Annotated in this window: 29 protein-coding genes and 1 tRNA gene; 13 read left to right on the top strand and 17 right to left on the bottom strand. The window is 58.0% G+C overall.

Features of this window, described 5'->3' with window-relative positions:
* Nucleotides 1–76: 76 nt before the first annotated feature.
* A complete protein-coding gene (locus AC07S6_RS04735) occupies nucleotides 77–316 on the top strand; it encodes a hypothetical protein (protein ID WP_495111816.1) in 240 nt (79 codons plus the stop codon).
* On the opposite strand, the gene AC07S6_RS04740 is transcribed toward AC07S6_RS04735, so the two are convergent.
* Complete coding sequence (locus tag AC07S6_RS04740; protein WP_305438192.1) at nucleotides 297–1,091, bottom strand: DUF3825 domain-containing protein; 795 nt, start codon at nucleotides 1,089–1,091, stop codon at nucleotides 297–299. The two genes, AC07S6_RS04735 and AC07S6_RS04740, sit on opposite strands and share 20 nt — an antisense overlap.
* Nucleotides 1,092–1,198: 107 nt before the next feature.
* Here AC07S6_RS04740 and yejK point away from each other — a divergent pair, with 107 nt between their 5' ends.
* On the top strand, nucleotides 1,199–2,206 hold the full coding sequence (gene yejK / locus AC07S6_RS04745; protein WP_495111817.1) for a nucleoid-associated protein YejK: 1,008 nt from the start codon (nucleotides 1,199–1,201) through the stop codon (nucleotides 2,204–2,206).
* An 8-nt stretch (nucleotides 2,207–2,214) separates the two neighbouring features.
* Here the strand turns inward: yejK and AC07S6_RS04750 are convergent, their stop codons facing one another.
* Nucleotides 2,215–2,433 (bottom strand): hypothetical protein, encoded by a 219-nt coding sequence (locus AC07S6_RS04750; RefSeq protein ID WP_313043077.1) that lies wholly within the window; start codon nucleotides 2,431–2,433, stop codon nucleotides 2,215–2,217.
* 85 nt (nucleotides 2,434–2,518) lie between these two features.
* Nucleotides 2,519–3,010, bottom strand: a complete 492-nt coding sequence (locus AC07S6_RS04755) for a hypothetical protein (RefSeq protein WP_495111818.1) — start codon at nucleotides 3,008–3,010, stop codon at nucleotides 2,519–2,521.
* 96 nt (nucleotides 3,011–3,106) lie between these two features.
* Here AC07S6_RS04755 and AC07S6_RS04760 point away from each other — a divergent pair, with 96 nt between their 5' ends.
* Nucleotides 3,107–3,976 carry an adenine nucleotide alpha hydrolase family protein gene (locus AC07S6_RS04760; RefSeq protein WP_495111819.1) on the top strand — a complete coding sequence of 290 codons (870 nt, stop codon included), beginning with the start codon at nucleotides 3,107–3,109 and terminating at the stop codon, nucleotides 3,974–3,976.
* On the opposite strand, the gene AC07S6_RS04765 is transcribed toward AC07S6_RS04760, so the two are convergent.
* The gene (locus tag AC07S6_RS04765; protein WP_495111820.1) at nucleotides 3,977–4,681 is read right to left on the bottom strand and encodes an SLATT domain-containing protein; all 705 of its coding nucleotides are present in this window, start codon (nucleotides 4,679–4,681) and stop codon (nucleotides 3,977–3,979) included. It lies immediately after the preceding gene.
* Nucleotides 4,682–4,769: 88 nt separating this feature from the next.
* On the opposite strand from AC07S6_RS04765, the gene AC07S6_RS04770 reads away from it, so the two are divergent.
* From AC07S6_RS04770 to AC07S6_RS04785, 4 genes are all read left to right on the top strand, one after another.
* Nucleotides 4,770–5,459: a hypothetical protein gene (locus tag AC07S6_RS04770; RefSeq protein WP_495111821.1), complete on the top strand. Its 690-nt coding sequence runs from the start codon at nucleotides 4,770–4,772 to the stop codon at nucleotides 5,457–5,459.
* Nucleotides 5,460–5,873: 414 nt separating this feature from the next.
* The gene (locus AC07S6_RS04775; protein ID WP_495111822.1) at nucleotides 5,874–6,602 is read left to right on the top strand and encodes a hypothetical protein; all 729 of its coding nucleotides are present in this window, start codon (nucleotides 5,874–5,876) and stop codon (nucleotides 6,600–6,602) included.
* Complete coding sequence (locus tag AC07S6_RS04780; protein WP_495111823.1) at nucleotides 6,599–6,811, top strand: hypothetical protein; 213 nt, start codon at nucleotides 6,599–6,601, stop codon at nucleotides 6,809–6,811. The genes AC07S6_RS04775 and AC07S6_RS04780 overlap by 4 nt, the downstream gene beginning before the upstream one ends.
* A 49-nt stretch (nucleotides 6,812–6,860) precedes the next feature.
* Entirely contained in the window at nucleotides 6,861–7,184 is a 324-nt protein-coding gene (locus tag AC07S6_RS04785; RefSeq protein WP_495111824.1) for a hypothetical protein, read from the top strand.
* A gap of 42 nt (nucleotides 7,185–7,226) precedes the next feature.
* On the opposite strand, the gene AC07S6_RS04790 is transcribed toward AC07S6_RS04785, so the two are convergent.
* Both AC07S6_RS04790 and AC07S6_RS04795 read right to left on the bottom strand, forming a co-directional pair.
* Nucleotides 7,227–7,550 (bottom strand): hypothetical protein, encoded by a 324-nt coding sequence (locus AC07S6_RS04790; protein WP_495111825.1) that lies wholly within the window; start codon nucleotides 7,548–7,550, stop codon nucleotides 7,227–7,229.
* Complete coding sequence (locus AC07S6_RS04795; protein WP_495111905.1) at nucleotides 7,550–7,903, bottom strand: DUF6864 domain-containing function; 354 nt, start codon at nucleotides 7,901–7,903, stop codon at nucleotides 7,550–7,552. The genes AC07S6_RS04790 and AC07S6_RS04795 overlap by 1 nt, the downstream gene beginning before the upstream one ends.
* A gap of 165 nt (nucleotides 7,904–8,068) precedes the next feature.
* On the opposite strand from AC07S6_RS04795, the gene AC07S6_RS04800 reads away from it, so the two are divergent.
* From AC07S6_RS04800 to AC07S6_RS04810, 3 genes are read left to right on the top strand one after another with little or no spacing between them, the layout of a single operon-like run.
* Complete coding sequence (locus AC07S6_RS04800) at nucleotides 8,069–8,299, top strand: hypothetical protein (RefSeq protein ID WP_495111826.1); 231 nt, start codon at nucleotides 8,069–8,071, stop codon at nucleotides 8,297–8,299.
* Nucleotides 8,300–8,310: 11 nt separating this feature from the next.
* Nucleotides 8,311–8,547 carry a DUF4224 domain-containing protein gene (locus AC07S6_RS04805; protein WP_032872120.1) on the top strand — a complete coding sequence of 79 codons (237 nt, stop codon included), beginning with the start codon at nucleotides 8,311–8,313 and terminating at the stop codon, nucleotides 8,545–8,547.
* A 4-nt stretch (nucleotides 8,548–8,551) separates the two neighbouring features.
* Nucleotides 8,552–9,616 (top strand): tyrosine-type recombinase/integrase, encoded by a 1,065-nt coding sequence (locus tag AC07S6_RS04810; protein ID WP_495111827.1) that lies wholly within the window; start codon nucleotides 8,552–8,554, stop codon nucleotides 9,614–9,616.
* A gap of 127 nt (nucleotides 9,617–9,743) precedes the next feature.
* On the opposite strand, the gene AC07S6_RS04815 is transcribed toward AC07S6_RS04810, so the two are convergent.
* A tRNA-Ser gene (locus AC07S6_RS04815) sits at nucleotides 9,744–9,834 on the bottom strand.
* A 152-nt stretch (nucleotides 9,835–9,986) separates the two neighbouring features.
* Between AC07S6_RS04815 and AC07S6_RS04820 the strand changes: the two genes are divergently transcribed.
* Nucleotides 9,987–10,658, top strand: coding sequence for a Bax inhibitor-1/YccA family protein (locus AC07S6_RS04820; protein WP_003192030.1), 672 nt, complete (start codon nucleotides 9,987–9,989; stop codon nucleotides 10,656–10,658).
* A gap of 70 nt (nucleotides 10,659–10,728) precedes the next feature.
* Here the strand turns inward: AC07S6_RS04820 and murB are convergent, their stop codons facing one another.
* From murB to AC07S6_RS04860, 8 genes are all read right to left on the bottom strand, one after another.
* Nucleotides 10,729–11,748: a UDP-N-acetylmuramate dehydrogenase gene (gene murB, locus AC07S6_RS04825; protein WP_495111828.1), complete on the bottom strand. Its 1,020-nt coding sequence runs from the start codon at nucleotides 11,746–11,748 to the stop codon at nucleotides 10,729–10,731.
* Nucleotides 11,745–12,209, bottom strand: coding sequence for a low molecular weight protein-tyrosine-phosphatase (locus AC07S6_RS04830; protein ID WP_197881722.1), 465 nt, complete (start codon nucleotides 12,207–12,209; stop codon nucleotides 11,745–11,747). The genes murB and AC07S6_RS04830 overlap by 4 nt, the downstream gene beginning before the upstream one ends.
* Entirely contained in the window at nucleotides 12,209–12,973 is a 765-nt protein-coding gene (gene kdsB, locus AC07S6_RS04835) for a 3-deoxy-manno-octulosonate cytidylyltransferase (RefSeq protein ID WP_054898278.1), read from the bottom strand. Before kdsB ends, AC07S6_RS04830 begins: the two co-directional genes overlap by 1 nt.
* A complete protein-coding gene (locus AC07S6_RS04840; RefSeq protein WP_003174668.1) occupies nucleotides 12,970–13,155 on the bottom strand; it encodes a Trm112 family protein in 186 nt (61 codons plus the stop codon). The genes kdsB and AC07S6_RS04840 overlap by 4 nt, the downstream gene beginning before the upstream one ends.
* A gap of 24 nt (nucleotides 13,156–13,179) precedes the next feature.
* Complete coding sequence (gene lpxK / locus AC07S6_RS04845; protein WP_495111829.1) at nucleotides 13,180–14,190, bottom strand: tetraacyldisaccharide 4'-kinase; 1,011 nt, start codon at nucleotides 14,188–14,190, stop codon at nucleotides 13,180–13,182.
* Nucleotides 14,190–14,618, bottom strand: coding sequence for an ExbD/TolR family protein (locus AC07S6_RS04850; RefSeq protein WP_495111830.1), 429 nt, complete (start codon nucleotides 14,616–14,618; stop codon nucleotides 14,190–14,192). The genes lpxK and AC07S6_RS04850 overlap by 1 nt, the downstream gene beginning before the upstream one ends.
* Nucleotides 14,615–15,250 (bottom strand): MotA/TolQ/ExbB proton channel family protein, encoded by a 636-nt coding sequence (locus AC07S6_RS04855; RefSeq protein ID WP_034128146.1) that lies wholly within the window; start codon nucleotides 15,248–15,250, stop codon nucleotides 14,615–14,617. Before AC07S6_RS04855 ends, AC07S6_RS04850 begins: the two co-directional genes overlap by 4 nt.
* A gap of 108 nt (nucleotides 15,251–15,358) precedes the next feature.
* Nucleotides 15,359–17,584 carry a DNA internalization-related competence protein ComEC/Rec2 gene (locus AC07S6_RS04860; RefSeq protein ID WP_495111831.1) on the bottom strand — a complete coding sequence of 742 codons (2,226 nt, stop codon included), beginning with the start codon at nucleotides 17,582–17,584 and terminating at the stop codon, nucleotides 15,359–15,361.
* A gap of 135 nt (nucleotides 17,585–17,719) precedes the next feature.
* Between AC07S6_RS04860 and AC07S6_RS04865 the strand changes: the two genes are divergently transcribed.
* Nucleotides 17,720–18,235, top strand: coding sequence for a DUF2062 domain-containing protein (locus AC07S6_RS04865; RefSeq protein ID WP_003192045.1), 516 nt, complete (start codon nucleotides 17,720–17,722; stop codon nucleotides 18,233–18,235).
* A gap of 3 nt (nucleotides 18,236–18,238) precedes the next feature.
* Here the strand turns inward: AC07S6_RS04865 and AC07S6_RS04870 are convergent, their stop codons facing one another.
* Both AC07S6_RS04870 and AC07S6_RS04875 read right to left on the bottom strand, forming a co-directional pair.
* Nucleotides 18,239–19,597 (bottom strand): sensor histidine kinase, encoded by a 1,359-nt coding sequence (locus AC07S6_RS04870; RefSeq protein WP_495111832.1) that lies wholly within the window; start codon nucleotides 19,595–19,597, stop codon nucleotides 18,239–18,241.
* Nucleotides 19,584–20,312, bottom strand: a complete 729-nt coding sequence (locus AC07S6_RS04875) for a response regulator transcription factor (protein ID WP_127880692.1) — start codon at nucleotides 20,310–20,312, stop codon at nucleotides 19,584–19,586. The genes AC07S6_RS04870 and AC07S6_RS04875 overlap by 14 nt, the downstream gene beginning before the upstream one ends.
* Before the next feature lie 205 nt (nucleotides 20,313–20,517).
* On the opposite strand from AC07S6_RS04875, the gene AC07S6_RS04880 reads away from it, so the two are divergent.
* Complete coding sequence (locus tag AC07S6_RS04880) at nucleotides 20,518–23,271, top strand: response regulator (protein ID WP_495111833.1); 2,754 nt, start codon at nucleotides 20,518–20,520, stop codon at nucleotides 23,269–23,271.
* Nucleotides 23,272–23,325 lie beyond the last annotated feature (54 nt).

The raw sequence follows: 23,325 nt of genomic DNA on the forward strand, positions 1-23,325 counted from the left end.
CCAAGGCAGCGCAGAAGCGTCTGGCGGTCGCCGAGAAGGAATTGCGGACAAGGTCAGGCCGGGCATAGAGCAGGCCATGGAGCGGATCTGCGCCAGAGGCAAGACGCCGATCATCAGCGAGGTCCTGCAGATCGCCATCATGAAGATGGACTTGATGGGCGACAACGAGCTGATCGAGTTCTTGCGGTATCCCCGCCACGAAATCGTTATTAGCGAAAGCGTGGCGCGGATTTTTGAACGGACGTCACGACGTCAGATCATGACTAATTCAGAGGACGAGATAATCAGCCCGCCTCCTATTCATCCTCTGCTCTGATATCTGCAGAATGCGCGTTCCAAGTGCTAAGCATCCAATGTGGGAGTTGGTCGTGACGTCTAACACCGATGCGTGCGTTCGCGTATGGCATATGTGGCTCTAGTACTGTGCGAACCAAAATTTGATCATTTGAAATTTGGATTGGTGCAACAAGATCAGGAGCAGCGGTAATGTTCTCCCTATCTTTTAAATAAAGCGGCACCAAGTAATTCATTTTACCATAGTACCAATATGGTAAGTGCAACTGCCTATTCATGGACCACTGAATAGCACCGGATATAGCGCACATTTGAGCAACTGGCGGCGCGTCTTTCAAAAAGGCAACGCGGTCTGCGTTCTCACGTAGCATGTGGTCATGCTGCATTACGATCTCAACGCCACGAGGGATCTCATCTCCATGAGGTATGACTGGTGGAGGCGGAAGGGATGGAGCGCTAATATGCGACCCGGCCTTGATCAGCTTCCAAGGGGCACCTCGATCGCCTGCCGTAAAAACCAAATAGAGTGGCGTACCGTATCTGGTTTGAAGGTGTCCTGCCGTTATATAAAATTGGTCATCAGAAAATGTCACAGCACCTTGCTCTATGCTCCAAGCAATAGTGGCACCAAGATATTTTTTTAAGACGTGGTTATCGTTCCCCCAGTTCTCCGACAAGGCTTCTTCTGCAAGGGCATTAAGTACTGGTATTGGCGTGTATGCAAATGCATTCAGCCGCCTTACAACTTCGTTGGTGTAACCGCTCCCGATGTCCTCTTGAAGTTTTGCAATGTTCAAAATAACGCTCCATGTCTATGTCGTAGGGAGCCGAATACTTACACATATCGCCACCAAATTGCCACCACCGACTCATCGGAGGACGGCGCCTACCTGAGGTAAACGAAATGCCCATTCGCCACAGTGTCATCCACAAGATCGACAAGAAGCCCGACGGTAGCCCAGCTGTGCTGTTCCTGGGCTCATCCGAACAGGTCGAAAGCCAGGCCCGCGACGACCTGATGAGCCAACTTAACGAAAGCTACAACGCCACCGCTGGTAAGGGCTGGGGGTTCTTCCATCACGAGTCAGGCGCTTTCCCATTCAGCGGCTGGCTCGGCAAGTACATGGCCGGCGTAACCGACTTCCTGGCGTTCAGCACCACAGCCGTCGAGCACCTGACCAGGCTCATGGAAGAATCGAACCTCACCACGGGTGGGCACGCCCTCTTCTGCCACTATCAGCAAGGCATGACCGACTACCTGGTTATCGCCCTGGTGCAGGAAACCGAAGCGGTGACCATGACCGAGGAACTCAGCCTGCTGACGATCAAGCGCCTCGACTTGGACCACATCCGCCTGGCGGCGCGCATCAACCTCAGTGAATGGAAAAGCAACCCGCAGTCGAAGCAGTACATCTCGTACCTCAAAGGCAAGCAGGGCCGCAGGCTCAATGATTACTTCCGAGACTTCATCGGCTGCCAGGAAGGGATTGACGGCCCGAGCGAAACACGCACGCTGCTCAAGGCGTTCAGCGACTTTGTTGAAAGCGAGGATCTGCCAGAAGAGTCAGCCCGCGAGAAGACACATACGCTTGTCAGCTACTCAATGGTCCAGGCCAAGCAGGGCGAGCCGATCACGCTCGACGAGCTGTCGGGCCTAATCGACGAAGACCGCCCGAAGAACTTCTATGACTTCATCAAAGCGAAGGACTACGGCCTTTCCGAGGCCCTGCCGCCGGACAAGAAGACACTGAACAAATTCAGGCGCTTCACCGGGCGCGCTGAGGGCATGTCGATCAGCTTCGAAGCGCACCTGCTGGGCGACAAGATCGAGTTTGACGAAGCCGGCGGCACGCTGACGCTACGCGGCCTTCCAACTCAACTTACCGAACAGCTCAAGCGCGCCTCGTCCTGAGACATTGCTTACCGCTGAGATTTCACTAGCTGGTCAATAAGGCCCCAGGCTTGCTCGCGCGCGTGCTGCCTGGCCTTATCCAGCGAGGCAAACAGTTGGTCGCCAGGTCGGATTGGCGGCAGGCCTGGAATGCTGAGCTGATAAGTGAACCCGTTCGTGTGGTGTCGCACCTCAATGTCGAACTGATGGCCTTGGCTTTCATCACTGAATGTTTCAACGCTTGGCATATCCGCTCCTTGATCCGGCTCCATGCCGGTCACCCGATATAAATTAGTATGAGAATATGATCATTACTTTCGCGATGACACTCAATCAACCGACAGACTGCTTGTCCTTTAAGTCTAGATATCTTTGCGTTCTGTAATACCACAAAAGCATACCAACAAATGCGACTATTAATGAAACGAACTGCAGCCAGCCGTATAGATTAGCCAGCTGCTTAAGCTTCTCAAAGTAGCTTTTGACTAATTCCAAATTAGCGTTCAGTTTTGCATTTACTAATTTCGCCTCATCAAATCTTGACTGGATTTTATCTCTAGCTGCCTTCAGGCTGGGCATAGCTTCCATTAGTTCCTTAAGTGTTTTCGCTCCAGAATTCAGGTCAGCAATTACCTTGGAAAGGCGATTTGAATCTGTCTTAATCGCGTCCAGAGTCGCTAAGAACTCGACCTGCTGAATGGTCAAACTATCAATTTTCAATTCAAGATCATCTGATCGTTTATTAAGATCAAAAAAGAAAAAAACAAAACATATCATCCCTACAATCGAAAGAAACTTATACAGATTATCCGTTGGCGCCTGCATGACTTGTCCCTAATTAGCTTCAAAAATCTCCCTACCTCATACCCCATATCAACGAATCACGCCAGCCGGCGAGGCAATCGGCTGCCTGGAGCAATTATGAATCCCTTCCTGATCACCGGCCCGGCCCAGATCGGCGTCTCCGGAGGCCGAACCAGCGGGCAGATGCTACGCAAGATCCTCGACGCCCACGGCGGAAAACTCCCTGCTGATGTTCACGCCTTCTTCCAGAATACCGGCAAGGAGCGCGAAGAAACGTTAGTGTTCATCGATAAGATCGACAAGCGATGGAACGTTGGCATCGTATGGATGGAGTGGTGCCGTGTGTACGGTCAGCCGGATGACGCACCGTGGTACAAGCTCGTGGATTTTGAGACCGCCAGCCGCAACGGCGAGCCATTCACGATGATGCTCGAATATTACGCGGCATACCGAAAAGACGTGAAAAACCTGCCACCGGTGCTGCCAAACTTCTCGAACAACATGTGCACCGCCTATCTCAAGGTGAAGATCGGTGAGAAGCACATGCGCGCCCTGGGCTACGACGAATGGGATTGCGTAGTCGGCATTCGCTACGACGAGCCGAAGCGTTATCACCGCATGATGGCTGCCAATGACCGCGGGGGCACCCGTTGGGACAACCTTTGCCCTTCTTACACCGCCGGCATTACGAAGGAGGACGTTGCAGAGTTCTGGAAGGCCCAGCCGTTCGATCTAGGAATGGACTCGGACTTCGGTAACTGCGACCTGTGCTGGAAGAAAAACGAAGGAAAGCTGATCAGGACCATCATCGAAGACCCGTCCCGGGTGATCTGGTGGTCGGGCACCGAAGAGCGCTTCGGCCAGGTATTCCGGCAGGATCGAGCCGACTATAAAACGATGGGTTGGTCTGCTGAGCAGCGATCCCGGCAGACCGACTTCGATTTCGAATACCTCGCCGAAGACATCGACTGTTTCTGTGGAGACTGACTACGCTTCTGCGATCCGAAATGCTTTTGGCAAAAGTGTTGTAACTCCAAGCATGTCAGTAACGAACATGATTTCCATCGCCATCAGTATCAAGGGCATTAGGTATGGATAAAAAGAGTACCAATAAGTCGCCGTCAAAAATCTAAGACGCGGAATGCCGGTTAAAAAATAGTCATTGCGCATGTCAAGCCATGTGCGTCTGTAATCGACACGAGCGTGATTTTCTACATCAGTCGTGATGCGCGAATATTCCCTTTCGAGCCGCTCTAGCTCAGCGGGGTCGTTCCCCTCCACTGTGCCCTTCAAGCGGTTCATCTCCCGAATCAGCTCCTTGAGTCGATTTCCGCACTCCGTTAAGAGCTCTGATCGCAGCTCGTACTTTGCAGTACCGATGACAACCGAAAACACCAATACAGCTACAGCCAAGAAGATTTGCATCATATTTAGAACAGATGGAGCTACGGAAAGCGTGACCTGAGAGTTTTGAATGAGCGGGATTAGAATCAGGCCAAGCGATAAGACAGTCGTAGTAAAAAAAGAAAATCGAGCATAGTTCTTGAGCCTGTCAGCAGCAGCGAAGCGACATTTCACCGTAGTACGCATGCTCATATGTAACTTATCAAACGCAGTTGACGCAGATTTTTCCCTCGGTCCCAAAGACCAAAGCCAGGTCCAGCCATCCTTCAACATTTTCCAATCCGACACGGCAGCGAGCTCCTAATCCTGGGTGCGAGCCGAGCATACGAAATCCCCAATCTGAAAGCGACCTGCAAGCCCACCAGCGAATGCCCGGATGGTCCCAGCTAAGTCTCTTGAGCAAGCGCTGAAGCTGGCCGCAGTGTTCGATGATGGCGGCGATGGAGCGGACGCGGAAAGCGCTCGCGGTGTTGTCTGGATACTGCGCGCCCTGCTGGATGCCACTGCAGTGCTTGGAGAGATTGACCTGACCCCGAAACGTCTTGCACACGCAGAGATCGTTATCGAGCAGCAGAACAACTTGATCGCCAGCTTGCGAGCCGAGCTTGTCGAATCGTATCGCGTTGCCGCCCAGCCCCAGGGCGAGCCGGTGGACGATTGTGAAACCTTCGAATATCAGCTCGATATGTTGGGGCCTATAGATCGTTGTAATGTTTCTTGCGGATCGTATGGCGATAAGTACCACCAATGGCACGATGCCGGGCCTTACGTAGAGTATGAGGACCACGTTAAACACATCGAGCTTTATAAGCGGGAGGTCGATCGCCTATCCAAGCTCTACGCAGAGCAGCCCGCGCCGGTATCGGTGGTGCTGCCTAAGCGTAGAGACTTCTCGCCTCAAAGCGATTCGGAATGGGGCTGGAACGCCTGCCTCGACGAAGTAGCTCGCCTGACCGCCACGGTTCGAATCCCTGAGCCCCTGGTTATGACCGACGGCCTGCACACCTACGAGTACGTCACCGGCCACAACGCCGCAATCGACAAGATGCTGGGCGTAAAATCTTGAAGAGTACGGATGTACTCCACCCGCAAAACCTGTAACCCCTCCCCCTTCAAAGTCAGCTGCTATAGGTTATATCAAGGGCAGGCGATCGGCTTTCGAGACTGCTCTTTCGTCCACATATTCTGGCCTTTGATAGACCCTTTCGTCCAAGACTCACTAACCAGTGAGCAGTTGCCGTTTAGTTTCTCGACAAAAGTCCTGGGATAGCCTTCGGGTTCGTCGCCTATACGCAGCCAATTTGGATCTGTGGATGTAACAACCGATTTATTTGAACTGCAGGCTGCCAGTGCAGCTAACGAGAGCATCAGAACTACTTTTTTCATGGAAATCCTAGGCAATCCGACAAATCGTCGGGCCATTATCTTGCCACTAATCCTTTTTAAACACAGCCCGCTCTAGGCGCCTGATGGTGAAGCCATGTCTGAAATAAAGGAACGCCCCATTCTATTCTCGGCCCCGATGGTGCGCGCCATTCTGGAAGACCGGAAGACGGCCACGCGCCGGGCAGTGAAAGGTTTCCAAATCCCTACCGAGGACACCGCCATACCGATTGGCGATCGTCAGCTCTGGAGCGCTATAGGCCAGCGAGACCCACGCTATGGCTTCTGCGTATTCGGATCTACCGAAGCAGAGTGCGCCAAGGAGCTGGAAGAGTACGCACCTTGCCCATATGGCCGACGCGGCGACCGGCTGTGGGTGCGGGAAGCTTGGCAAGCTGACGCTCAGGTGGATGCTATCGCTCCGCGAGAGCTGAGCAATGGCGAACCTATCCGGTACCCGGCAGATTGGGACTTCCGGCAAACCGGTTGCGCGATGATCAAGCCAGGGAAAATTCGGCCTTCAATTCATATGCCTCGCTGGGTCAGCCGCATCCTGTTGGAGATTACCGACGTGCGCGTCGAGCGGTTGCAGGACGGCGAAGGTGAGACGGCCTACGAAAGCCGTTACATCGCCGAGGGCATTAACCGAATCCATCAGGGCGACGGCGATTATGCTTTCCACCCTTTCAAGTCCGAGCCAGGCCCAGGCAACTGGACTGACCCTTTCGACGCCTGGCGAGAACTGTGGGTGGGGATCAACGGCGCCGAGTCGTGGAACTCCAACCCGTGGGTCTGGGTGGTCGACTTCAAGCGGGTGACGCCATGAGCCTCCGCCAACGAATCATCACCTACATGAGCGGCGTACTAGGCGCTGGCGGTTGGTTCTGCACCTGGTGGTTTCGGTTTCACATTGAGCCGTTCACCACCAAGCAGATCCGACGGGAGCTGGAGCTGATGAAGCGCGATGGCCTCGTTGAGTCGGACCACAGCCAGAGCAACAACACCAAATGGAAACTGGTCGAGGTGACGCCATGATCGCCACCCTCTGGTTCGCCTACGTCTTCATCTACAAGGCGGGCAGGCCATGACAGACCATGAACTGTTAAAGCTGTCAGCCAAGGCTATGGGCTTCGAGCTGGAGTACCGGCGCGGGAGCGATGCCTTCTACTACGACGATCCAGAATCTGGCCGGGAGCAATGGAACCCACTCAGCGATGAAGGCCAGGCTGTCCGCATTGCGGTGCAGCTTCAGCTCAGCATCCTCTGGTTCACCAATCTGCAATACGTGATGGTCGAGCGGCGCGGCTTCGGTGGGAACATCGGCTGGACCGAGGATGCAGATCGAGGTGGAGCTCTCTGCCAGGCGATCACTGTCGTAGCGGCGCAAATCGGCTCCACGCTTCCCTAACCCCAATCCCCCTATATGCCTGCCGGTGAGTCGTCCAATAAATTAGCGCCCTTTACCAAAAGAGTATCCTAGAGCAAGAGTTATAACCGGCATAAATATCGACCAGACACTCTTCATATCCTCCATTACATCACTACCACCAAAATATGACCTTACATACAAAGCAACTGACATCGCACAACCAATACTAAAACTCCACCTAATAGTAATATAAATAAAAGTATCTTTTGCGTATTCCCCAGAACCTATCTGCTTCGTTATAACACCTTCGACCGGGCGACCAACTTGCGACCTGGGATTTTCGATGACGGAAGTTTTTATTTTCTGATTTAAACTTCCACTTTGAGACTCTCCGTTATCTATCATCAAGATGCCTCCGCCCAAAGCGTATACTCAAACCTCCTAATCTTTGACTCCTCAACTACAAGCTGAGTCCAATACGTCATCGATATGATTGTACTTCCTGCCTTAGCCAATATAATAGGATCAAAAATTGACTCACCCACCATATTGGTATGATTAAACAAGCGAACAACTAATTTTCCATCATCTCGAACTCCAACTTCATACCTGCTCGCCTCGGAGTCCTTTGAAAAAACCACCTCACATGACCAATCGTCTAAAAAAATCTCAAACGAATCCATACCACTTAGATGGACGGTATTCGTGCAAACCAACTCACGAGACCCTAATTTAGTTTTGACCTTTGGAAGGTACATAGCTTTCACTGAAAATACTCCTGTGAGCCCACATCTCAAACTTAATACATACTATAAGTAAGACCAACCAAAAACCTTAGCCTCAACTTACAATCACAAATACTAAATTATATCACGCATCCAGCCCTTAACCACCTCTGCCGCCCAGCGCGGCAAGGACACCCCATGTTCGCAATGAAACTCACTCTGATACTGCTGGGCGCTTTGCTGTACCTGGTCGGAACACTCGGCTGGTTCTTCTGGGTCGGGCTCGACCTGCTGGACACCGGCACCACCGAGGCACTGCTCTACGCCTTCGCCGGGACCTGCGCCTGGCTGCTGATCAGCTTCGGCCTGGCAATCCAAATCATCAAGACAGCGGGGCCTGCGGGCTCACTCGACAAACCAGAGGCATAGAGGTGCACACCATGGAAATGCAAAGCGAAACCCTTGCCGAAGAAGAAATCGCGGCAATTACTGGCTATATGATCCCCTCGCGCCAGATCGCGTGGCTCAACCTGAATGGATGGAAGTACGTGCTGACCCGGGCGCGCCGGCCAGTTGTGGGCCGGGTATACGCTCGGATGAAGCTGGCAGGCGTAAAGCCCTCAGCAGAAAACGTTGCGGCCGAAGCCTGGTCGTTGGACTTGTCACGAGTAGGATAAAAAGATGCGAGCGAAAAAGGCGGCAAACAGGGACCTGCCGCCGCGAATGATTCGGCGCGTACGCACGCTGATGGGTGGCAAAGAGTGGGTTGGCTATTACTACGACGGGAGGAATGAAGACGGGAAGCGGGTGGAAATCCCGCTCGGGGGTGATTTGGATATCGCAAAGGCTGAATGGGCAAAGCTTGATTGCAAGCCCGTGCCGAAGAAGAACGCCCTGCTGGCCCAGGTGTTTGACCGGTATGAGCGGGAAATAATCCCTGGCAAGAAACCAAAGACGCAGAGCGACAATCTGCTGAGCCTCAAACAGCTGCGCAAGGCCTTCAATGACGCCCCCATTGACGCAGTTTCGCCGCAGATCATCGCGCAGTACCGGGACAGCCGAACCGCCAAAGTCCGGGCCAATAGGGAGATATCCCTACTGTCCCACATCTACAACATTGCGCGGGAGTGGGGGCTCACAGAGAACAACCCCGCCGCCGGCGTGCGCAAGAACAAAGAGGTGCCGCGTGACTTCTACGCCACCGAGGAAATCTGGAGCGCCGTGTATGCCGTCGCAGCCTCGGAACTGCGTGACGCGATGGACCTGGCCTACCTGACTGCCCAGCGCCCGGCGGATACGCTGTCCATGCGTGAGGCGGACGCCGTAAACGAATTCCTGCAGGTGTCCCAGGGCAAGACATCGAAGAAGCTGCGCATTCGCCTGACCGCTGCCGGCGCACTCAATGACCTGGGCGCCTTGGTTGCAAGGCTGATAGAGCAAAGACGCTCACGGGGAGTACGAAACCCTTACCTGATAATCACCGAAGACGGCAGGCAGGTGACTAAGCACATGCTTCGCCTACGCTTTGATGACGCTCGCGACAAAGCAATCGCCATCGCCAGAGAGGCAGGCGACGGTGTTCTTGCATCCAGTATTCGACAGTTTCAGTTCCGTGATATCCGCCCGAAAGCTGCCAGTGAGATTCTGGATCTGGGCGACGCAAGCCGCCTGCTGGGACATACGGACAAGCGGATAACCGAGACGGTTTACCGTCGTGTCGGGGAGATCGTGAAGCCGACGCGCTGACCGCGATCAGCGCTAGGTTGCGGAAACTGCCGGAAATGATGCGGAAACGATCAGTCTGTAGAGATTTTTCTGAGACAAACCCCAGAAACGCAAAAGCCCCGCTTTCGCGGGGCTTTCGTGTAAATCTTGGCGGGAAACCAGGGATTCGAACCCTGGAGACGCTATTAACGTCCGCCGGTTTTCAAGACCGGTGCATTCAACCACTCTGCCAATTTCCCTTGTGCATCACGGGATTATAGTAGCCCATCCCGTGTCAGCGGGCGCCATAATACCCGAATGAAACACACTGTCAAACTCTCTGCATCGCTTGTTACAAGGCGTCTGTTATGATCTTTGCGACTGAACGTTTCAAAACTGAAGGAGTGTCGCCATGCGCGAACAGAATTACGCAGTGAATGGCAACGCGCAGGCTGAGCAGCTTGAAGTCAGCCGCGTGTTGCGCAACACCTACGGCTTGCTCGCCCTTACCCTCGCATTCAGCGGCGTGATGGCTTACGTGGCCCAGCAGATGCGCGTCGGCTACCCGAATATCTTTGTCGTGTTGATCGGCTTCTATGGTCTGTTCTTCCTGACCAACAAGCTGCGTGACTCGGCCTGGGGCCTGGTGTCGGCGTTTGCCTTGACCGGTTTCATGGGTTTTATCCTCGGCCCGATCCTCAACCGCTACCTGGGCATGGCCGGCGGCGCGGAAGTGGTCAGTTCGGCGTTTGCCATGACGGCCCTGGTGTTTGGTGGTCTGTCGGCCTACGTGCTGATCAGCCGTAAGGACATGAGCTTCCTGGGTGGCTTCATCACCGCAGGTTTCTTCGTGTTGCTGGCGGCGGTGGTGGCCAGCATGTTCTTCCAGATCAGCGGCCTGCAACTGGCGATCAGCGCGGGTTTTGTGCTGTTTTCCTCGGTGTGCATCCTGTTCCAGACCAGCGCCATCATCCACGGCGGTGAGCGTAACTACATCATGGCGACCATCAGCCTGTATGTGTCGATCTACAACCTGTTCATCAGCCTGTTGCAGATCTTCGGCATCATGAGCCGCGATGACTGATCAATCGCAGCAATAAAAATGCCCCGTATCGCGAGATACGGGGCATTTTCATTTTCAGAGCAGATAAAGCTCAGTACTGATTGGGTTCCATTTCCAGCTCGACCTTGAAGCGCTTGAAGATATCTTGCTGGATGCGTAGCGCAAGTTGGGCAATCTCTTGCCCGGTGGCGGTGCCGTAGTTGACCAGTACCAGCGCTTGCATCTTGTGCACGCCCGCATCGCCCTCCCGGAACCCCTTCCAACCGGCCTTGTCGATCAGCCAGCCGGCGGCGAGTTTCATTTGGCCGTCTGCCTGAGGGTAGGCCACCAGGTCCGGATACTGGCTTTGCAGTTCAACCGCCAGGGCATGGGACACCAGTGGGTTCTTGAAGAAGCTGCCCGCATTGCCCAGCTCTGCCGGGTCTGGCAGTTTCTCGCGGCGAATGCTGCAGATCGCACGGCTCACATCGCTTGGCGTGGCGTGGGTGATGCCCTGCGCGACCAGACGCTGTTGCACCGGGCCGTAGTCGAGTTTCAGGTGACTGGCGCGGCTGAGGGAAAAGCGTACCCGCAAGATCAGCCAACGCCCGACTTCGTGCTTGAACAGGCTGTCACGGTAGGCGAACTTGCATTCGTCGAGGCTGAAGTCCCGCAGTTCGCCCGTCTGGCGATCCAGGGCGGTGAGGCCGGCGAAGACATCCTTGATCTCTACACCATAGGCGCCGATGTTCTGCATCGGCGCGGCGCCGACAGTGCCGGGGATGAGGCTGAGGTTTTCCAGGCCGCAGAAGCCGTGTTCAAGGGTCCACAGCACAAACGGATGCCAGGCTTCGCCCGCTTCGGCTTCGACCACCACGCGCATGCCATCATCGCTCAGCACACGAATGCCTTGGGTCGCCATACGCAACACCAGCGCCGGAACATTTTGGGTCAACAGCAAATTGCTGCCGCCACCGATCACCAGCAACGGCACCGCGTGTGCGGCGGCATAGCCGATGGCCTCGCGCACGTCAGCATCACTGTGGGCCTCGGCAAATAATTGCGCGCTCACATCAATGGCAAAGCTGTTGAATGGCTTGAGCGATACCTGCGCACGCACTTGCAAGGTCATAACCGCCCCTTCAATTCGATCACCAATAAGTCACAGGCGCGTTCGATCAGGTCAAGGACCCGTTCGAAACCTTGCTCACCTTCATAGTAAGGGTCTGGCACCTCGTCCACTTCGCCATCAAAGCGACGCAGGAACAAATCCAGTTCCGCCTTGCCCTGCCCCGGCTGCATGGCCTTGAGGTTGCGCAGGTTACTGTGGTCCATGGCCAGGATCAGGTCATAGCGGGCAAAGTCAGCGCGGGAAACCTGCTGGGCACGCTGGCCCGACAAGTCATAGCCGCGCGCCAGCGCCGCACGCTGGCTGCGCTGGTCCGGCGGGTTGCCAATATGCCATTCTCCGGTGCCAGCAGACGCCACCTCAACCTGGCCAGCCAAGCCTGCTTCACGCAACTTATGGCGCAAGATGCCTTCAGCGGTTGGCGAGCGGCAGATATTGCCCAGGCATACAAACAGAACTTCCATCAGGCGCCCAGCAGGCGACGGACGCGTTCGAGGTCTTCCTGGGTATCGACACCCGCTGGCGGTGCTTCCAACGCATCGCCCACGTGGATACGCACGCCGTGCCAGAGGGCACGCAGTTGTTCCAGGGACTCGGTATTCTCGAGCCAGCACGGGCCCCAACTGACGAAGTCGTGCAGGAAACCGGCGCGGTAGGCATAGATGCCGATATGGCGGCGATATGGCACGCCCTCCGGCAACACGTCGCGATTCTTGGCAAAGGCATCCCGCGCCCACGGCAAAGTGGAGCGACTGAACGTCAGTGCCAGGCCGTTGATGTCGCTGACCACTTTCACCACGTTCGGGTTGAACAGCGTCTCGATGTCTTCGATCGGTTCGGCCAGGGTCGCCATACGCGCCTCGCCATGGGCCGCGAGGTTGGCAGCGACCTGATCGATGACACCCGGCGGTATCAATGGCTCGTCGCCTTGCACGTTCACTACAATCGCGTCGGGTGCCAGACCCAGCTGAGTGGCGACTTCGGCCAGGCGATCAGTACCGGAGTTATGGTCTTCGCGGGTCAGGACCGCTTCGGCACCAAAGCCTTTGCACGCCTCGATGATACGCGGGTCATCGGTAGCCACCACCACCCGTTCGGCGCTGCTCTTGCACGCTTGCTCCCACACCAGCTGGATCATCGGCTTGGTGCCGATCATTTGCAACGGTTTGCCCGGCAGACGGGTCGAGGCATAGCGCGAGGGAATGACAACGGTAAAGGCGGTGGTCATTTATCCAGGCGCTCATCGGTGGTCAGGGTGCGGGCTTCGCTTTCGAGCATGACCGGGATGCCATCGCGGATAGGGTAAGCCAGGCCGGCACCTTTGCTGATCAGCTCGGTTTTGTCGGCGCTGAGCTTGAGCGGGCCTTTGCAGATCGGGCAAGCGAGGATATCGAGCAGTTTGGTGTCCATGAGTGTTTCCTGGAAAAAAACGTTTTAAGGCAAAAGACGGTTGGGCAGCAGACGCATCAGCTGCATGTCGAACCAGGCGACGAACGCCGGCGACGGTACCGCATCCACCGCAAGGTACCACCAGTCGGGCTGGGCAAAGGCGCGGCACTTCACCGCGTCCTTTTCGGTCATGACCAGCGGCAATGACGGGGTAAAATTCAAGACCTCTTCGCTGTAGAGCGCGTGATCGGCAAAAGCATGGGGTAACGCCTGCCAGTGTAGCGTTTCAAGGGTATTGAAGAAACGTTGCGGATTGCCTATTCCGGCCACCGCATGCACCTGCTGGCCCTGCGGAAAATAGGTGACCGGCTGGCGCTCGCCGCTGTGCAGGTTGACCAGCGCTGTGGGCTGCAGGCGGAAGGCAAAGCCATCTTCACGGTCTGAAAGGGCACCGTTATAAAGCACCCCGTCCACACTCTGCAGGCGCTCCACCGGTTCGCGCAACGGCCCGGCAGGCAGGCACCGGCGGTTACCGAGGCCACGGGCGGCATCGATCAGCACCAGTTCAAGATCGCGGGCCAGGCGGTAGTGCTGCAGGCCATCATCGGAGAGGATCAGGTCCAGGGGCTCGCAGGCCAGCAGGGCCTTTACCGCACGACTGCGATCAGGATCGATCATCAGCGGTACACCGCTGCGCTGCACGATCAGCAAGGGTTCGTCACCGGCCACCTCGGCACTGTGGCCCGCCTCGACCCGCCACGGCAACTGCGGCGGCTTGGCACCGTAGCCTCGACTGACCACTCCTACGCGCAAGCCATTGCGTCGGCAGTGCTCGATCAACCACAGGATCAACGGTGTCTTACCGGTGCCTCCCACCGTGATATTGCCCACCACGATCACTGGCACAGACGACTGATAAATCTCGCCCTCGCCCGCCACGAAGCGCGCATGCTTGCGTTGAACCACACGGCGATACAACGATTCCAGCGGTCGCAGCAACATTAGTGCTGGATGACCTTCGTACCATGCCTTGAGTAAACGGTCGGAGATGGCCATCAGGGCGGGCTCGCCGCCTCGACGGTGGTCATGCGCAAATGGCTGAAACCGAGCTTGCCGGCAGCGTCCATTGCGGTGATCACGGCCTGGTGCGGGGTTTTGCCATCGGCGCTGATGGACAGCGGCAACTGGGTGTCGCCACCAGACTCCTTCTGCAACGCCTCCATCAGGCTGGGAAGGTCATTTTTCTCCAGCAACTGGTTATTCACCGAAAACACCCCTTCGGCGCTGATAGCGATGTCCAGTTGCTTGACTTGCTGGTCTTCGGCAGGCGAGCCACTCACCGCTTCAGGCAGGTCGACACGCAACTGGGTTTCGCGGGTGAAGGTGGTGGTCACGACAAAAAACAGCAGCAGGATGAACACCACATCGATCAACGACGCGAGGTTGATATCAACATTTTCCCGTTGCTTGCGGCGAAATTTCACGCTTTGCCCTCGACCAGGTCTACATCACGATCGCCCTGCACCACCTCCACCAGCTTGATGGCTTCCTGCTCCATACCGACCACCAGCTCATCAATGCGACGCAGCAGGAAACGGTGGAAGAACACCGAAGGAATACCTACCATCAGGCCGGCTGCGGTGGTGATCAACGCCTTGGAGATCCCCCCGGCCAGGACCGCTGCGTTAGTGGTCATGCCCGAGCCAGTGAACGAGCTGAAGATATCGATCATGCCGAGTACTGTGCCGAGCAAACCGAGCAACGGCGCCATGGCGGCGATGGTGCCAAGGGCGTTGATGTAGCGTTCCAGTTCATGGATGACCCGGGCGGCCGCCTCTTCGATGCACTCCTTCATGATCTCGCGACCATGCTTGGAATTGGCCAGACCGGCGGCCAGGATTTCACCCAGCGGCGAATTGGCGCGCAGCTCCTTGAGTTTTTGCTTGTCGAGCTGCTTGTTCTTGATCCAGCCCCAGACTTGCCCCAGCAGATGCTCGGGGGTGACGCGACTGGCGCGCAGGGTCCACAGGCGTTCGGCAACGATGCCGAGTGCAGCGATGGAACTCAGAATGATCGGCAACATCATCCAGCCGCCGGATTTGACCAATTCCCACACAGTGAATGCCCCCTCGAAAAAGTGCGCCACTTTATCATATAGGTGCGACAGCGGGGTTCGTCGGCTACACACCCGCCTGTTGCCGCTCGGGTCTTTGGTAACACGCGATTACGGTAACGGTTCGCGCCAGAAACGGCGTTGACTGCGCGCAACCATCGGTGGCAGAAACGCCCCCAGGCGCAGGCGTACGGCACCCTGCTCGGCACTGTCGTACACCCGGCTGCCCAGCAAGTGGTAGCGTTCCAGGACCTGCGGATGAGGATGACCGAACGTATTGCTGCGCCCGCGGGAAATCAATACCGATGTGGGCGCCAGCCGCTGCAGGAACGGCCAGGATGACGAACTGCGGCTGCCATGGTGCGGGGCTTGCAGCCAGTCGGTCTGGACCGCCAGCGAAGAGGCCAGAAAAGCCTGTTCGGCGGCGCGATCAATGTCACCGGTGAGCAGCAGGCGTTCTCCATTGGCCTCAACCTGCAACACACAAGACCTCGGATTGCCATCAAGCCCATCAGCCCACTGCCACAATTGAAATGACACACCCTCCCATTCCCATCGTTCGCCGCTGGTACAGGGTTGGGTGGCAAGAAAGTCTGGCAAACCTTCGGTTTCACCGCCCACCACACGCTTGACGGGCAACCCCCGAGCCACCGCCGACGCCCCCCCCGCGTGATCGGCATCGGCATGGCTGAGCAGCATCATGTCCAACTGGCCTATCCCGAGCTTTTTCAACGACGGCAACACGACGCGCGCGCCCAGGTCGACAGGCCCCGAGCGCGGCCCGGCATCGTAGAGCAACGTATGATGACGGGTGCGCAGGATCAGTGCCTGCCCCTGGCCGACGTCCAGTTGCACCACATCTACCTGCCCGTGGGGCACCCACTCCCTGGGCGCAAATACAGCCATCAACAGCATGGGCCAGCCCAGCACCCGGAACGGCAACCCCTTGGGCAGCAACAAAATCACCGCGCCAGCCAGGCTAACCAACCAATACCCCAAAGGTACCTCGGCGGGTACCCAGGCCGGCAATTGCGCGGCCAGCAACCCCAGGCCTTTAAACAATCCGTCCAGCGCACCGCCGGCCAGCCACAGCAACCCCTCCCCAGCCAGCGGCACCCACAGCAACGCCGTGCCCAGCAGCGCCAAAGGCAGCACTACCAGGCTGATCCAAGGCACGGCAAGGAGATTGGCCACAGGTGCGCTGAGGCTGATGGGCAAACCCAGCACCAACAACACTGGAAACAAACCAATGGCAATCAGCCACTGGGGTCGGGTCCACACCTGCCAGGCGCTCCAGGGCCCCAGGCGCCCGCCGAACGCCAACAGCAACACCGCGACCGCCGCAAACGACAACCAGAACCCTACCTGCAGGCTGGCCAAGGGCTCCAGCACCAGCACGCCGTTCAGTGCCAGCAGCAACGGCCACCACACGCCCAAATGGCGGAAACGCAGACGCCACAGCAGCACCAGGCCAACCATCATGCAGGCCCGTTGCACCGGCACGCCGAACCCGGCCAGCAGCCCGTAACCCAATGCCGCGCCAAATGCCAGACCGCACGCCCACGGCAGCCACGGCCAGGTTCGGGGCCAGCAACCATAGCGCGCCAGCATCGCGACCAAGCCGTAGATCAACCCCGCCAGCAAGCCGATGTGCTGCCCGGAAATCACCAGCAGATGCACCGTGCCCGTGTCCTGCAACACCTGCCAATCCTCAGGCGCCAGGCCGGAACCGTCGCCCAATACCAGCGCCGCCAAGCCCGCCTCACGGCCTTGGGCATCCACCGCCATCAGGCGCTGGCGAACAGCATCGCGCCAGGCATTGCGGGCCGGTGCAAGACGCTCTCCGTCTTTTACCGTTGCGGTGGCACCGATACGCTGGGCCAGCAGCCAGGCTTCGTGGTCGACCCCATGGAAATTGAGCAGGCCCGCAGGCCGCTTGAGTGTCAACGCCAAACGCCAGCGTTCGCCGCTGTTCACCACTGGCCCGCCGTGCCAGGACACGCGGATACGTTTGGGCAGCCGAACCTTGCGCGCCCGGCCGTCGGCCAGTTCAAAGCGCACGCCCGTACCTGTCTGCTGGGGCAAGCCCACCACACGTCCCTCCACCCAGCGAGTCTGCCCCTCCAGGGCCGGCTGCAGGCGATCATCCAGCGCCCGCTGCGCGCTGAAACAGGCCCAACTCAAGCCCACCAGAAAGAACGCCACGGGATAGGACCGAAAAGGCAACAGCATCAAGGCCAGCACCAGCATGGCCAACAACCCGGCGCCAGGCGGCAACACCGGTAACCACCGCAACGCCAGCAACCCCAGCGCCAACGCCAACATCCCTGTCTTCATGGATCATCCTTTTCCAGTGATCCACTCAGTCTTAGCCGGCTGAACGACAGCGCCTATGATGTTTTGTCACAAAGTCTGAATTTTCTGTTTATAGAATCCGGGCATACTTGCCCCTCGAATTGACCTGGACCCCTTATGCCCCGGCGCTTATTCAAACGGTACATGCCTGATCCCAGCAGTATCAGGGAACACAAGTCATTACAGTTTCTTGGCACGCTGCTGCATGACCCCAACCTCTGGCACCTGAACCGGCACTCAGTGGCTCGTGCCATGGCGGTGGGTTTATTTGCGGCGTTTATCCCGATTCCATTGCAGATGTTGCTTGCCGCGGTCCTGGCGATTTCGGTGCGCGGCAATATGCCTATCGCCATCAGCCTGGTGTGGTTGACCAACCCCATCACCATGCCGGTGGTGTTCATCTGTACCTATATGACCGGCGCCTGGCTGATGAATGTGCCGCCACGCAGCTTGCCCGACAACCTTACGTGGGAATGGATCAGCGGCCAGTTGAGCACTCTTTGGCAGCCATTCCTGCTGGGTTCGGTGGTATTGGGGGTGGTATTGGGCGCCTTGGCTTATTGCCTGACCATGGCGTACTGGCGCTGGTGGGTGGCGCACCAGTGGAAAAAACGCAAACTGCGCCGGCGCTGAGCGCTAACGGGCCAGCAAACGCAAATGCACCCGCAGACCCTGCCCGGTATTTTCAGCCCATAAGCGACCGCCCTGGCGCTGCACGGCGTTGCGGGCAATGCTCAGCCCCAGGCCGAAACCGCCATCGCCGGGCCGCGAGCCGTCCAGCCGGGTGAAGGGCGCGAAGATGCGCTCCAGATCATCCTCAGCAATCCCGGCCCCCTGATCCTGCAGCCAGATATGCCAATACTCCCCCTGCCGACAGCCGTCGAGTTGCACGCAGCCGTCGTGTGGCGAGTGGCGTATGGCGTTGCGCAGGACATTTTCCAAGGCCTGGGCCAGTGCATTGAGGTTGCCACGCACCCAACTGTCCGCGGGTAACAGGCACGGCAAGCGCGATGCGGACCAACCGCTTTCAAAACAAGCATTCTCGCGCAATATGTCCCACAAGGCCTGGAGCTGAATGTCTTCCTGGGGCAACGGCGTTGTTTCGCTGTCGAGCCAGGCCAGTTGCAGGCTGTCTTCCACCAGGCGCTGCATGGCGTCGATTTCTCGGCCCAGGCGCTCGCGCAGCTTGGCCAGGTCTTGCTCGCTGTCGCAGGCTACCCGCAGGCGGCTCAACGGTGTGCGCAGTTCATGGGACATATCGCGCAGCAGCTGCTGCTGCAAACGCACCGTGCCCTGCAAGCGTTCGGACATATGGTCAAAGGCGCGGCCCAGCTCGCCCAGTTCATCCTGGCGGCTGGTGGCATCACGGGACATCCGCGTATTGAGTTGGTCCGCACGCCAGGCATTGGCCTGCTCGCGCAATTGGTTGAGGGGCATGATCAGCAGCCGGTAAAGGCCGATGCACAGCAACAGGGTAAACAGACCTGGAATCACACCATTGGTGACCACCCGCCAGAACAGTTGATAGCGCCCAGGCATAAAGCGCTGCGGCAGCTCGATCACCAGCGACCCAGCGCCAGGGTCGACCGGAAACGGTACTTTCATCCAGGGCAAACCAATGACATGCCGGCTGACCGGCCAATCCAATCCACGCAAAAACGTCAGGCGCTGGCTTTCCTTGTCACTCAAGGGCGTGCTGCCCAGGGACTGCAGGTCGTTACCGATCACCCCTACCCAAGTGCTTTCGCGCTCGGCCATCCGCTGCAGCCAGGCATCTACGCCCGCGCTGCCTTGTGTGCTCCACGCCAGTTCGGCACCCGCGGCATAGCCAGTGAGAATCTCCCGCGACTTGTCGGACAGATACGCGCTCTGCTGTTCCATATAGCGGCCCCACGACCAACTGAGCCAGATCATCAGCAAACAGAAGGCGATTAACAGGCAGGCCAGCTTCCAGAACAACGAGTGCCTGCCGGGCAGTCGTTCAAAGCCCTTCATCGTGACCGCTCAGCACGTAGCCCTTGCCCCATACGGTACGTACTTCACGCTCGATGTAACCGATGGCCTTGAGCTTGCGGCGGATCTGGCTGACATGCATGTCGAGACTGCGGTCATGGGGCGCATAACCGCGCTGCAACACCTGCTGATACAGGAAGGCTTTGCTGAGGACTTCTTCGGCATTGCGGTGCAGGGTTTCCAGCAGGCGGTATTCGCTGCGCGTGAGCGCGGCCCACTGGTCCTGGCAGGACACATCGCAGCGTTCATCATCAAAGTGCAGCACCCGGGCATGTTCAGGTACCGAGGCGCGCGGCGGCTCGGGCCGGCGATCCAGGGCAACGCGGCGCAGGATCGCTTCAATACGCACGCACAGTTCAACCATGCTGAACGGCTTGGGTAGATAGTCGTCCGCACCCAGGCGAAAACCGCTGATACGGTCGGCTTCAGCGCCCAGGGCTGACATCAGGATCACGGGCATGGCGTGGCTCTGGCGCAAATGAGTGAGGATCGACAAACCGTCCAGCCCCGGCAGCAGAATATCCATCAGCACCAGGTCGAAGGCCTGGGCGCGGGCCAGTTGCAGGCCCTGCTGGCCGTTCTGGCACCAGGTCACCTGGAAACCACTGCGGCCGAGTTGCTCGTGCACGTAGGCACCCAACACAGGGTCATCTTCGATGGTCAGGATACTGGGTAGGCCAACTGCTGCGGGAGTCATTAGCGTCTGCAAGTCATTCTCAATCACTGATTATTCAAGATTAAACGTTCACAGGCAATCGCCACCCGGCGCCGAATGGCCCGAAGATTGCCGCATGTCATTAATTTGCAAGATTCCAGGCCGCGCAAATGGCTACACTGCGCAGGTGGCGCTGGCCGGATGCCGGCGTGGATGATTGATAACAACGTGGTAGCAGGAGAGTGGCGTGCTTAGAAGAATGGGGATAAAAGGCCGCGTACTGTTGCTGACCTTATTACCGACCAGCCTGATGGCGCTGTTGTTGGGCGGCTATTTCACCTGGATGCAGCTGTCGGAGTTGCAGACCCAGCTATTGCAACGCGGCGAAATGATCGCCGAGCAACTGGCACCGCTGGTGGCCCCAGCCATGGGCCACAAGGACACCGACCTGCTGGAGCGTATCGCCACCCAGTCCCTGGAACAGCCGGATGTGCGCGCCGTGTCGTTCCTGGCGCCAGACCGCTCGTCCCTGGCCCATGCCGGCCCGACCATGCTCAACCAGCCACCCACCGGCAACAGCTCGCAACTGTTACAGCGTTCCGGCAACGACGCCACCCGCTATCTACTGCCGGTGTTTGGCCGCCATCGCAACCTGGCGGGCGAGTTGATTCCCGATGAGGCCGACCGCCTGCTGGGGTGGGTGGAAGTCGAGCTGTCCCACAATGGCATGCTGTTGCGCGGCTATCGCAGCCTGTTCGCCAGCCTTCTGCTGATCGCCATCGGCCTGATGTGTACCGCCGCCCTCGCCCTGCGTATCAGCCGTACCATCAATTCGCCGATTGGCCAGATCAAGCAAGCGGTGGCGCAGCTCAAGGACGGCAACCTGGAAACACGCTTGCCACCCTTGGGCAGCCAGGAATTGGACCAGCTCGCGTCTGGCATCAACCGCATGGCCGAAACTCTGCAAAATGCTCAGGAAGAGCTGCAACACAGCATCGACCAGGCCACCGAAGACGTGCGCCAGAACCTGGAAACCATCGAGATCCAGAACATCGAGCTGGACCTGGCACGCAAGGAAGCCCTGGAAGCCAGCCGTATCAAATCGGAGTTCCTGGCCAACATGAGCCATGAGATCCGCACACCGCTCAACGGCATCCTCGGCTTTACTCACTTGCTGCAAAAAAGCGAATTGTCGCCGCGCCAGCTGGATTACCTGGGCACTATCGAAAAATCTGCGGATAACCTGCTGGGCATCATCAACGAAATCCTCGATTTCTCGAAGATTGAAGCCGGCAAACTGGTGCTCGACAGCGTGCCTTTCAACCTGCGCGACTTGCTGCAAGACACCTTGACCATCCTCGCCCCCGCCGCCCATGCCAAGCAGCTCGAACTGGTGAGCCTGGTGTACCGCGACACGCCCCTGGCGTTGGTGGGCGACCCGCTGCGGCTCAAGCAGATCCTGACCAACCTGATCAGCAATGCGATCAAGTTCACCCGCGAAGGCACCATTGTGGCCCGGGCCATGATCGAGGACGAGCAGGAAGACAGCGTGCAATTGCGCATCAGTGTGCAAGACACCGGCATTGGCCTGTCGAACCAGGATGTGCGCGCCCTGTTCCAGGCATTCAGCCAGGCCGACAACTCGCTGTCGCGCCAGCCCGGCGGCACCGGTTTGGGCTTGGTGATTTCCAAGCGGTTGATCGAGCAGATGGGCGGCGAAATCGGCGTCGACAGCACGCCGGGTGAAGGTTCGGAATTCTGGATCAGCCTGAACCTGCCCAAGACCCGTGACGACGTCGAAGACCTGCCCGCCGCGCCGCTATTGGGGCGTCGTGTGGCCGTGCTGGAAAACCACGAACTGGCGCGCCAGGCCCTGCAACATCAGTTGGAAGACTGCGGCCTGGAAGTCACGCCGTTCAATACCCTGGAAAGCCTGACCAACGGCATCACCAGTGCGCACCAGACCGAACAGGCCATCAGCCTGGCGGTGCTCGGCGTCACGGCCAACGACATTCCGCCCGAGCGCCTCAACCAACACCTGTGGGACCTTGAACACCTGGGCTGCAAGGTGCTGGTGCTGTGCCCGACCACCGAGCAGATGCTGTTCAACCAATCGGTGCCCAACCCCAACAGCCAACTGCAGGCCAAGCCCGCCTGTACGCGCAAGTTGCGCCGCTCCCTGGCCGACCTGATCAGCCCGCGCCCTTCGCGCAGCGAACCCGGTGAGCCGTTGTCCAGCCGTGCGCCACGGGTGCTGTGCGTGGACGACAACCCGGCCAACCTGTTGCTGGTGCAAACCCTGTTGGAAGACATGGGCGCCAAGGTGCAGGCGGTGGAAAGCGGTTACGCGGCGGTCGACGCCGTGAAGCAGGAAACGTTCGATTTGGTGCTGATGGACGTGCAAATGCCCGGCATGGATGGCCATCAGAGCACCGAGGCGATCCGCCAGTGGGAAAGCGAACGCCACGGCACACCGCTGCCGGTGGTAGCCCTCACGGCTCACGCCATGGCCAACGAAAAACGCGCCCTGCTGCAAAGCGGTATGGACGACTACCTGACCAAACCCATCAGCGAGCGGCAATTGGCCCAGGTGGTATTGAAATGGACCGGCCTGGCGCTGCGTAACCAAGGCCCGGAGCGCACCCATGAAGGTGCGGCCCAGGGCGTGCAGCTCTTGGTACTCGACCACGAAGAAGGCCTGCGCCTGGCCGCCAACAAGGCCGACCTGGCCGCCGATATGCTCGCCATGCTGCTGGCCTCCCTGGAGGCTGATCGCCTGGCAATTACCCACGCCCGCGAAGCCAATGACAACCATGCCTTGATCGAGCGCGTGCACCGTTTGCACGGCGCCACCCGCTACTGTGGCGTGCCGCAATTACGCGCAGCCTGCCAACGCGCCGAAACCCTGCTCAAGCAGGATGACGCCAAGGCCATGGCCGCGCTGGACGAACTGGACATGGCGATTGCGCGGCTGGCCAGTGAAGCCAGAGTCAGCGCCTGACCCTGTTTTCATGGGCAACGAATCAACAATGTGTAAATTGCAGGGAGCCTTCTC

The organism is Pseudomonas sp. GW821-FHT07B01 (assembly GCF_059419065.1).

What these genes read in the sequence shown, in the direction of transcription:
- AC07S6_RS04780 (WP_495111823.1), top strand. Translation starts at nt 6,599, where the DNA reads ATGAGCCTCCGCCAACGAATCATCACCTACATGAGCGGCGTACTAGGC.
- AC07S6_RS04785 (WP_495111824.1), top strand. Translation starts at nt 6,861, where the DNA reads ATGACAGACCATGAACTGTTAAAGCTGTCAGCCAAGGCTATGGGCTTC.
- lpxK (WP_495111829.1), bottom strand. Translation starts at nt 14,190, where the DNA reads ATGGCCATCTCCGACCGTTTACTCAAGGCATGGTACGAAGGTCATCCA.
- AC07S6_RS04775 (WP_495111822.1), top strand. Translation starts at nt 5,874, where the DNA reads ATGTCTGAAATAAAGGAACGCCCCATTCTATTCTCGGCCCCGATGGTG.
- AC07S6_RS04795 (WP_495111905.1), bottom strand. Translation starts at nt 7,903, where the DNA reads ATGTACCTTCCAAAGGTCAAAACTAAATTAGGGTCTCGTGAGTTGGTT.
- AC07S6_RS04800 (WP_495111826.1), top strand. Translation starts at nt 8,069, where the DNA reads ATGTTCGCAATGAAACTCACTCTGATACTGCTGGGCGCTTTGCTGTAC.
- AC07S6_RS04750 (WP_313043077.1), bottom strand. Translation starts at nt 2,433, where the DNA reads ATGCCAAGCGTTGAAACATTCAGTGATGAAAGCCAAGGCCATCAGTTC.
- AC07S6_RS04840 (WP_003174668.1), bottom strand. Translation starts at nt 13,155, where the DNA reads ATGGACACCAAACTGCTCGATATCCTCGCTTGCCCGATCTGCAAAGGC.
- AC07S6_RS04735 (WP_495111816.1), top strand. Translation starts at nt 77, where the DNA reads ATGGAGCGGATCTGCGCCAGAGGCAAGACGCCGATCATCAGCGAGGTC.
- AC07S6_RS04790 (WP_495111825.1), bottom strand. Translation starts at nt 7,550, where the DNA reads ATGATAGATAACGGAGAGTCTCAAAGTGGAAGTTTAAATCAGAAAATA.
- AC07S6_RS04830 (WP_197881722.1), bottom strand. Translation starts at nt 12,209, where the DNA reads ATGGAAGTTCTGTTTGTATGCCTGGGCAATATCTGCCGCTCGCCAACC.
- AC07S6_RS04870 (WP_495111832.1), bottom strand. Translation starts at nt 19,597, where the DNA reads ATGAAGGGCTTTGAACGACTGCCCGGCAGGCACTCGTTGTTCTGGAAG.
- AC07S6_RS04860 (WP_495111831.1), bottom strand. Translation starts at nt 17,584, where the DNA reads ATGAAGACAGGGATGTTGGCGTTGGCGCTGGGGTTGCTGGCGTTGCGG.
- AC07S6_RS04770 (WP_495111821.1), top strand. Translation starts at nt 4,770, where the DNA reads ATGGTCCCAGCTAAGTCTCTTGAGCAAGCGCTGAAGCTGGCCGCAGTG.
- AC07S6_RS04760 (WP_495111819.1), top strand. Translation starts at nt 3,107, where the DNA reads ATGAATCCCTTCCTGATCACCGGCCCGGCCCAGATCGGCGTCTCCGGA.
- yejK (WP_495111817.1), top strand. Translation starts at nt 1,199, where the DNA reads ATGCCCATTCGCCACAGTGTCATCCACAAGATCGACAAGAAGCCCGAC.
- AC07S6_RS04755 (WP_495111818.1), bottom strand. Translation starts at nt 3,010, where the DNA reads ATGCAGGCGCCAACGGATAATCTGTATAAGTTTCTTTCGATTGTAGGG.
- murB (WP_495111828.1), bottom strand. Translation starts at nt 11,748, where the DNA reads ATGACCTTGCAAGTGCGTGCGCAGGTATCGCTCAAGCCATTCAACAGC.
- AC07S6_RS04805 (WP_032872120.1), top strand. Translation starts at nt 8,311, where the DNA reads ATGGAAATGCAAAGCGAAACCCTTGCCGAAGAAGAAATCGCGGCAATT.
- kdsB (WP_054898278.1), bottom strand. Translation starts at nt 12,973, where the DNA reads ATGACCACCGCCTTTACCGTTGTCATTCCCTCGCGCTATGCCTCGACC.
- AC07S6_RS04875 (WP_127880692.1), bottom strand. Translation starts at nt 20,312, where the DNA reads ATGACTCCCGCAGCAGTTGGCCTACCCAGTATCCTGACCATCGAAGAT.
- AC07S6_RS04810 (WP_495111827.1), top strand. Translation starts at nt 8,552, where the DNA reads ATGCGAGCGAAAAAGGCGGCAAACAGGGACCTGCCGCCGCGAATGATT.
- AC07S6_RS04820 (WP_003192030.1), top strand. Translation starts at nt 9,987, where the DNA reads ATGCGCGAACAGAATTACGCAGTGAATGGCAACGCGCAGGCTGAGCAG.
- AC07S6_RS04865 (WP_003192045.1), top strand. Translation starts at nt 17,720, where the DNA reads ATGCCCCGGCGCTTATTCAAACGGTACATGCCTGATCCCAGCAGTATC.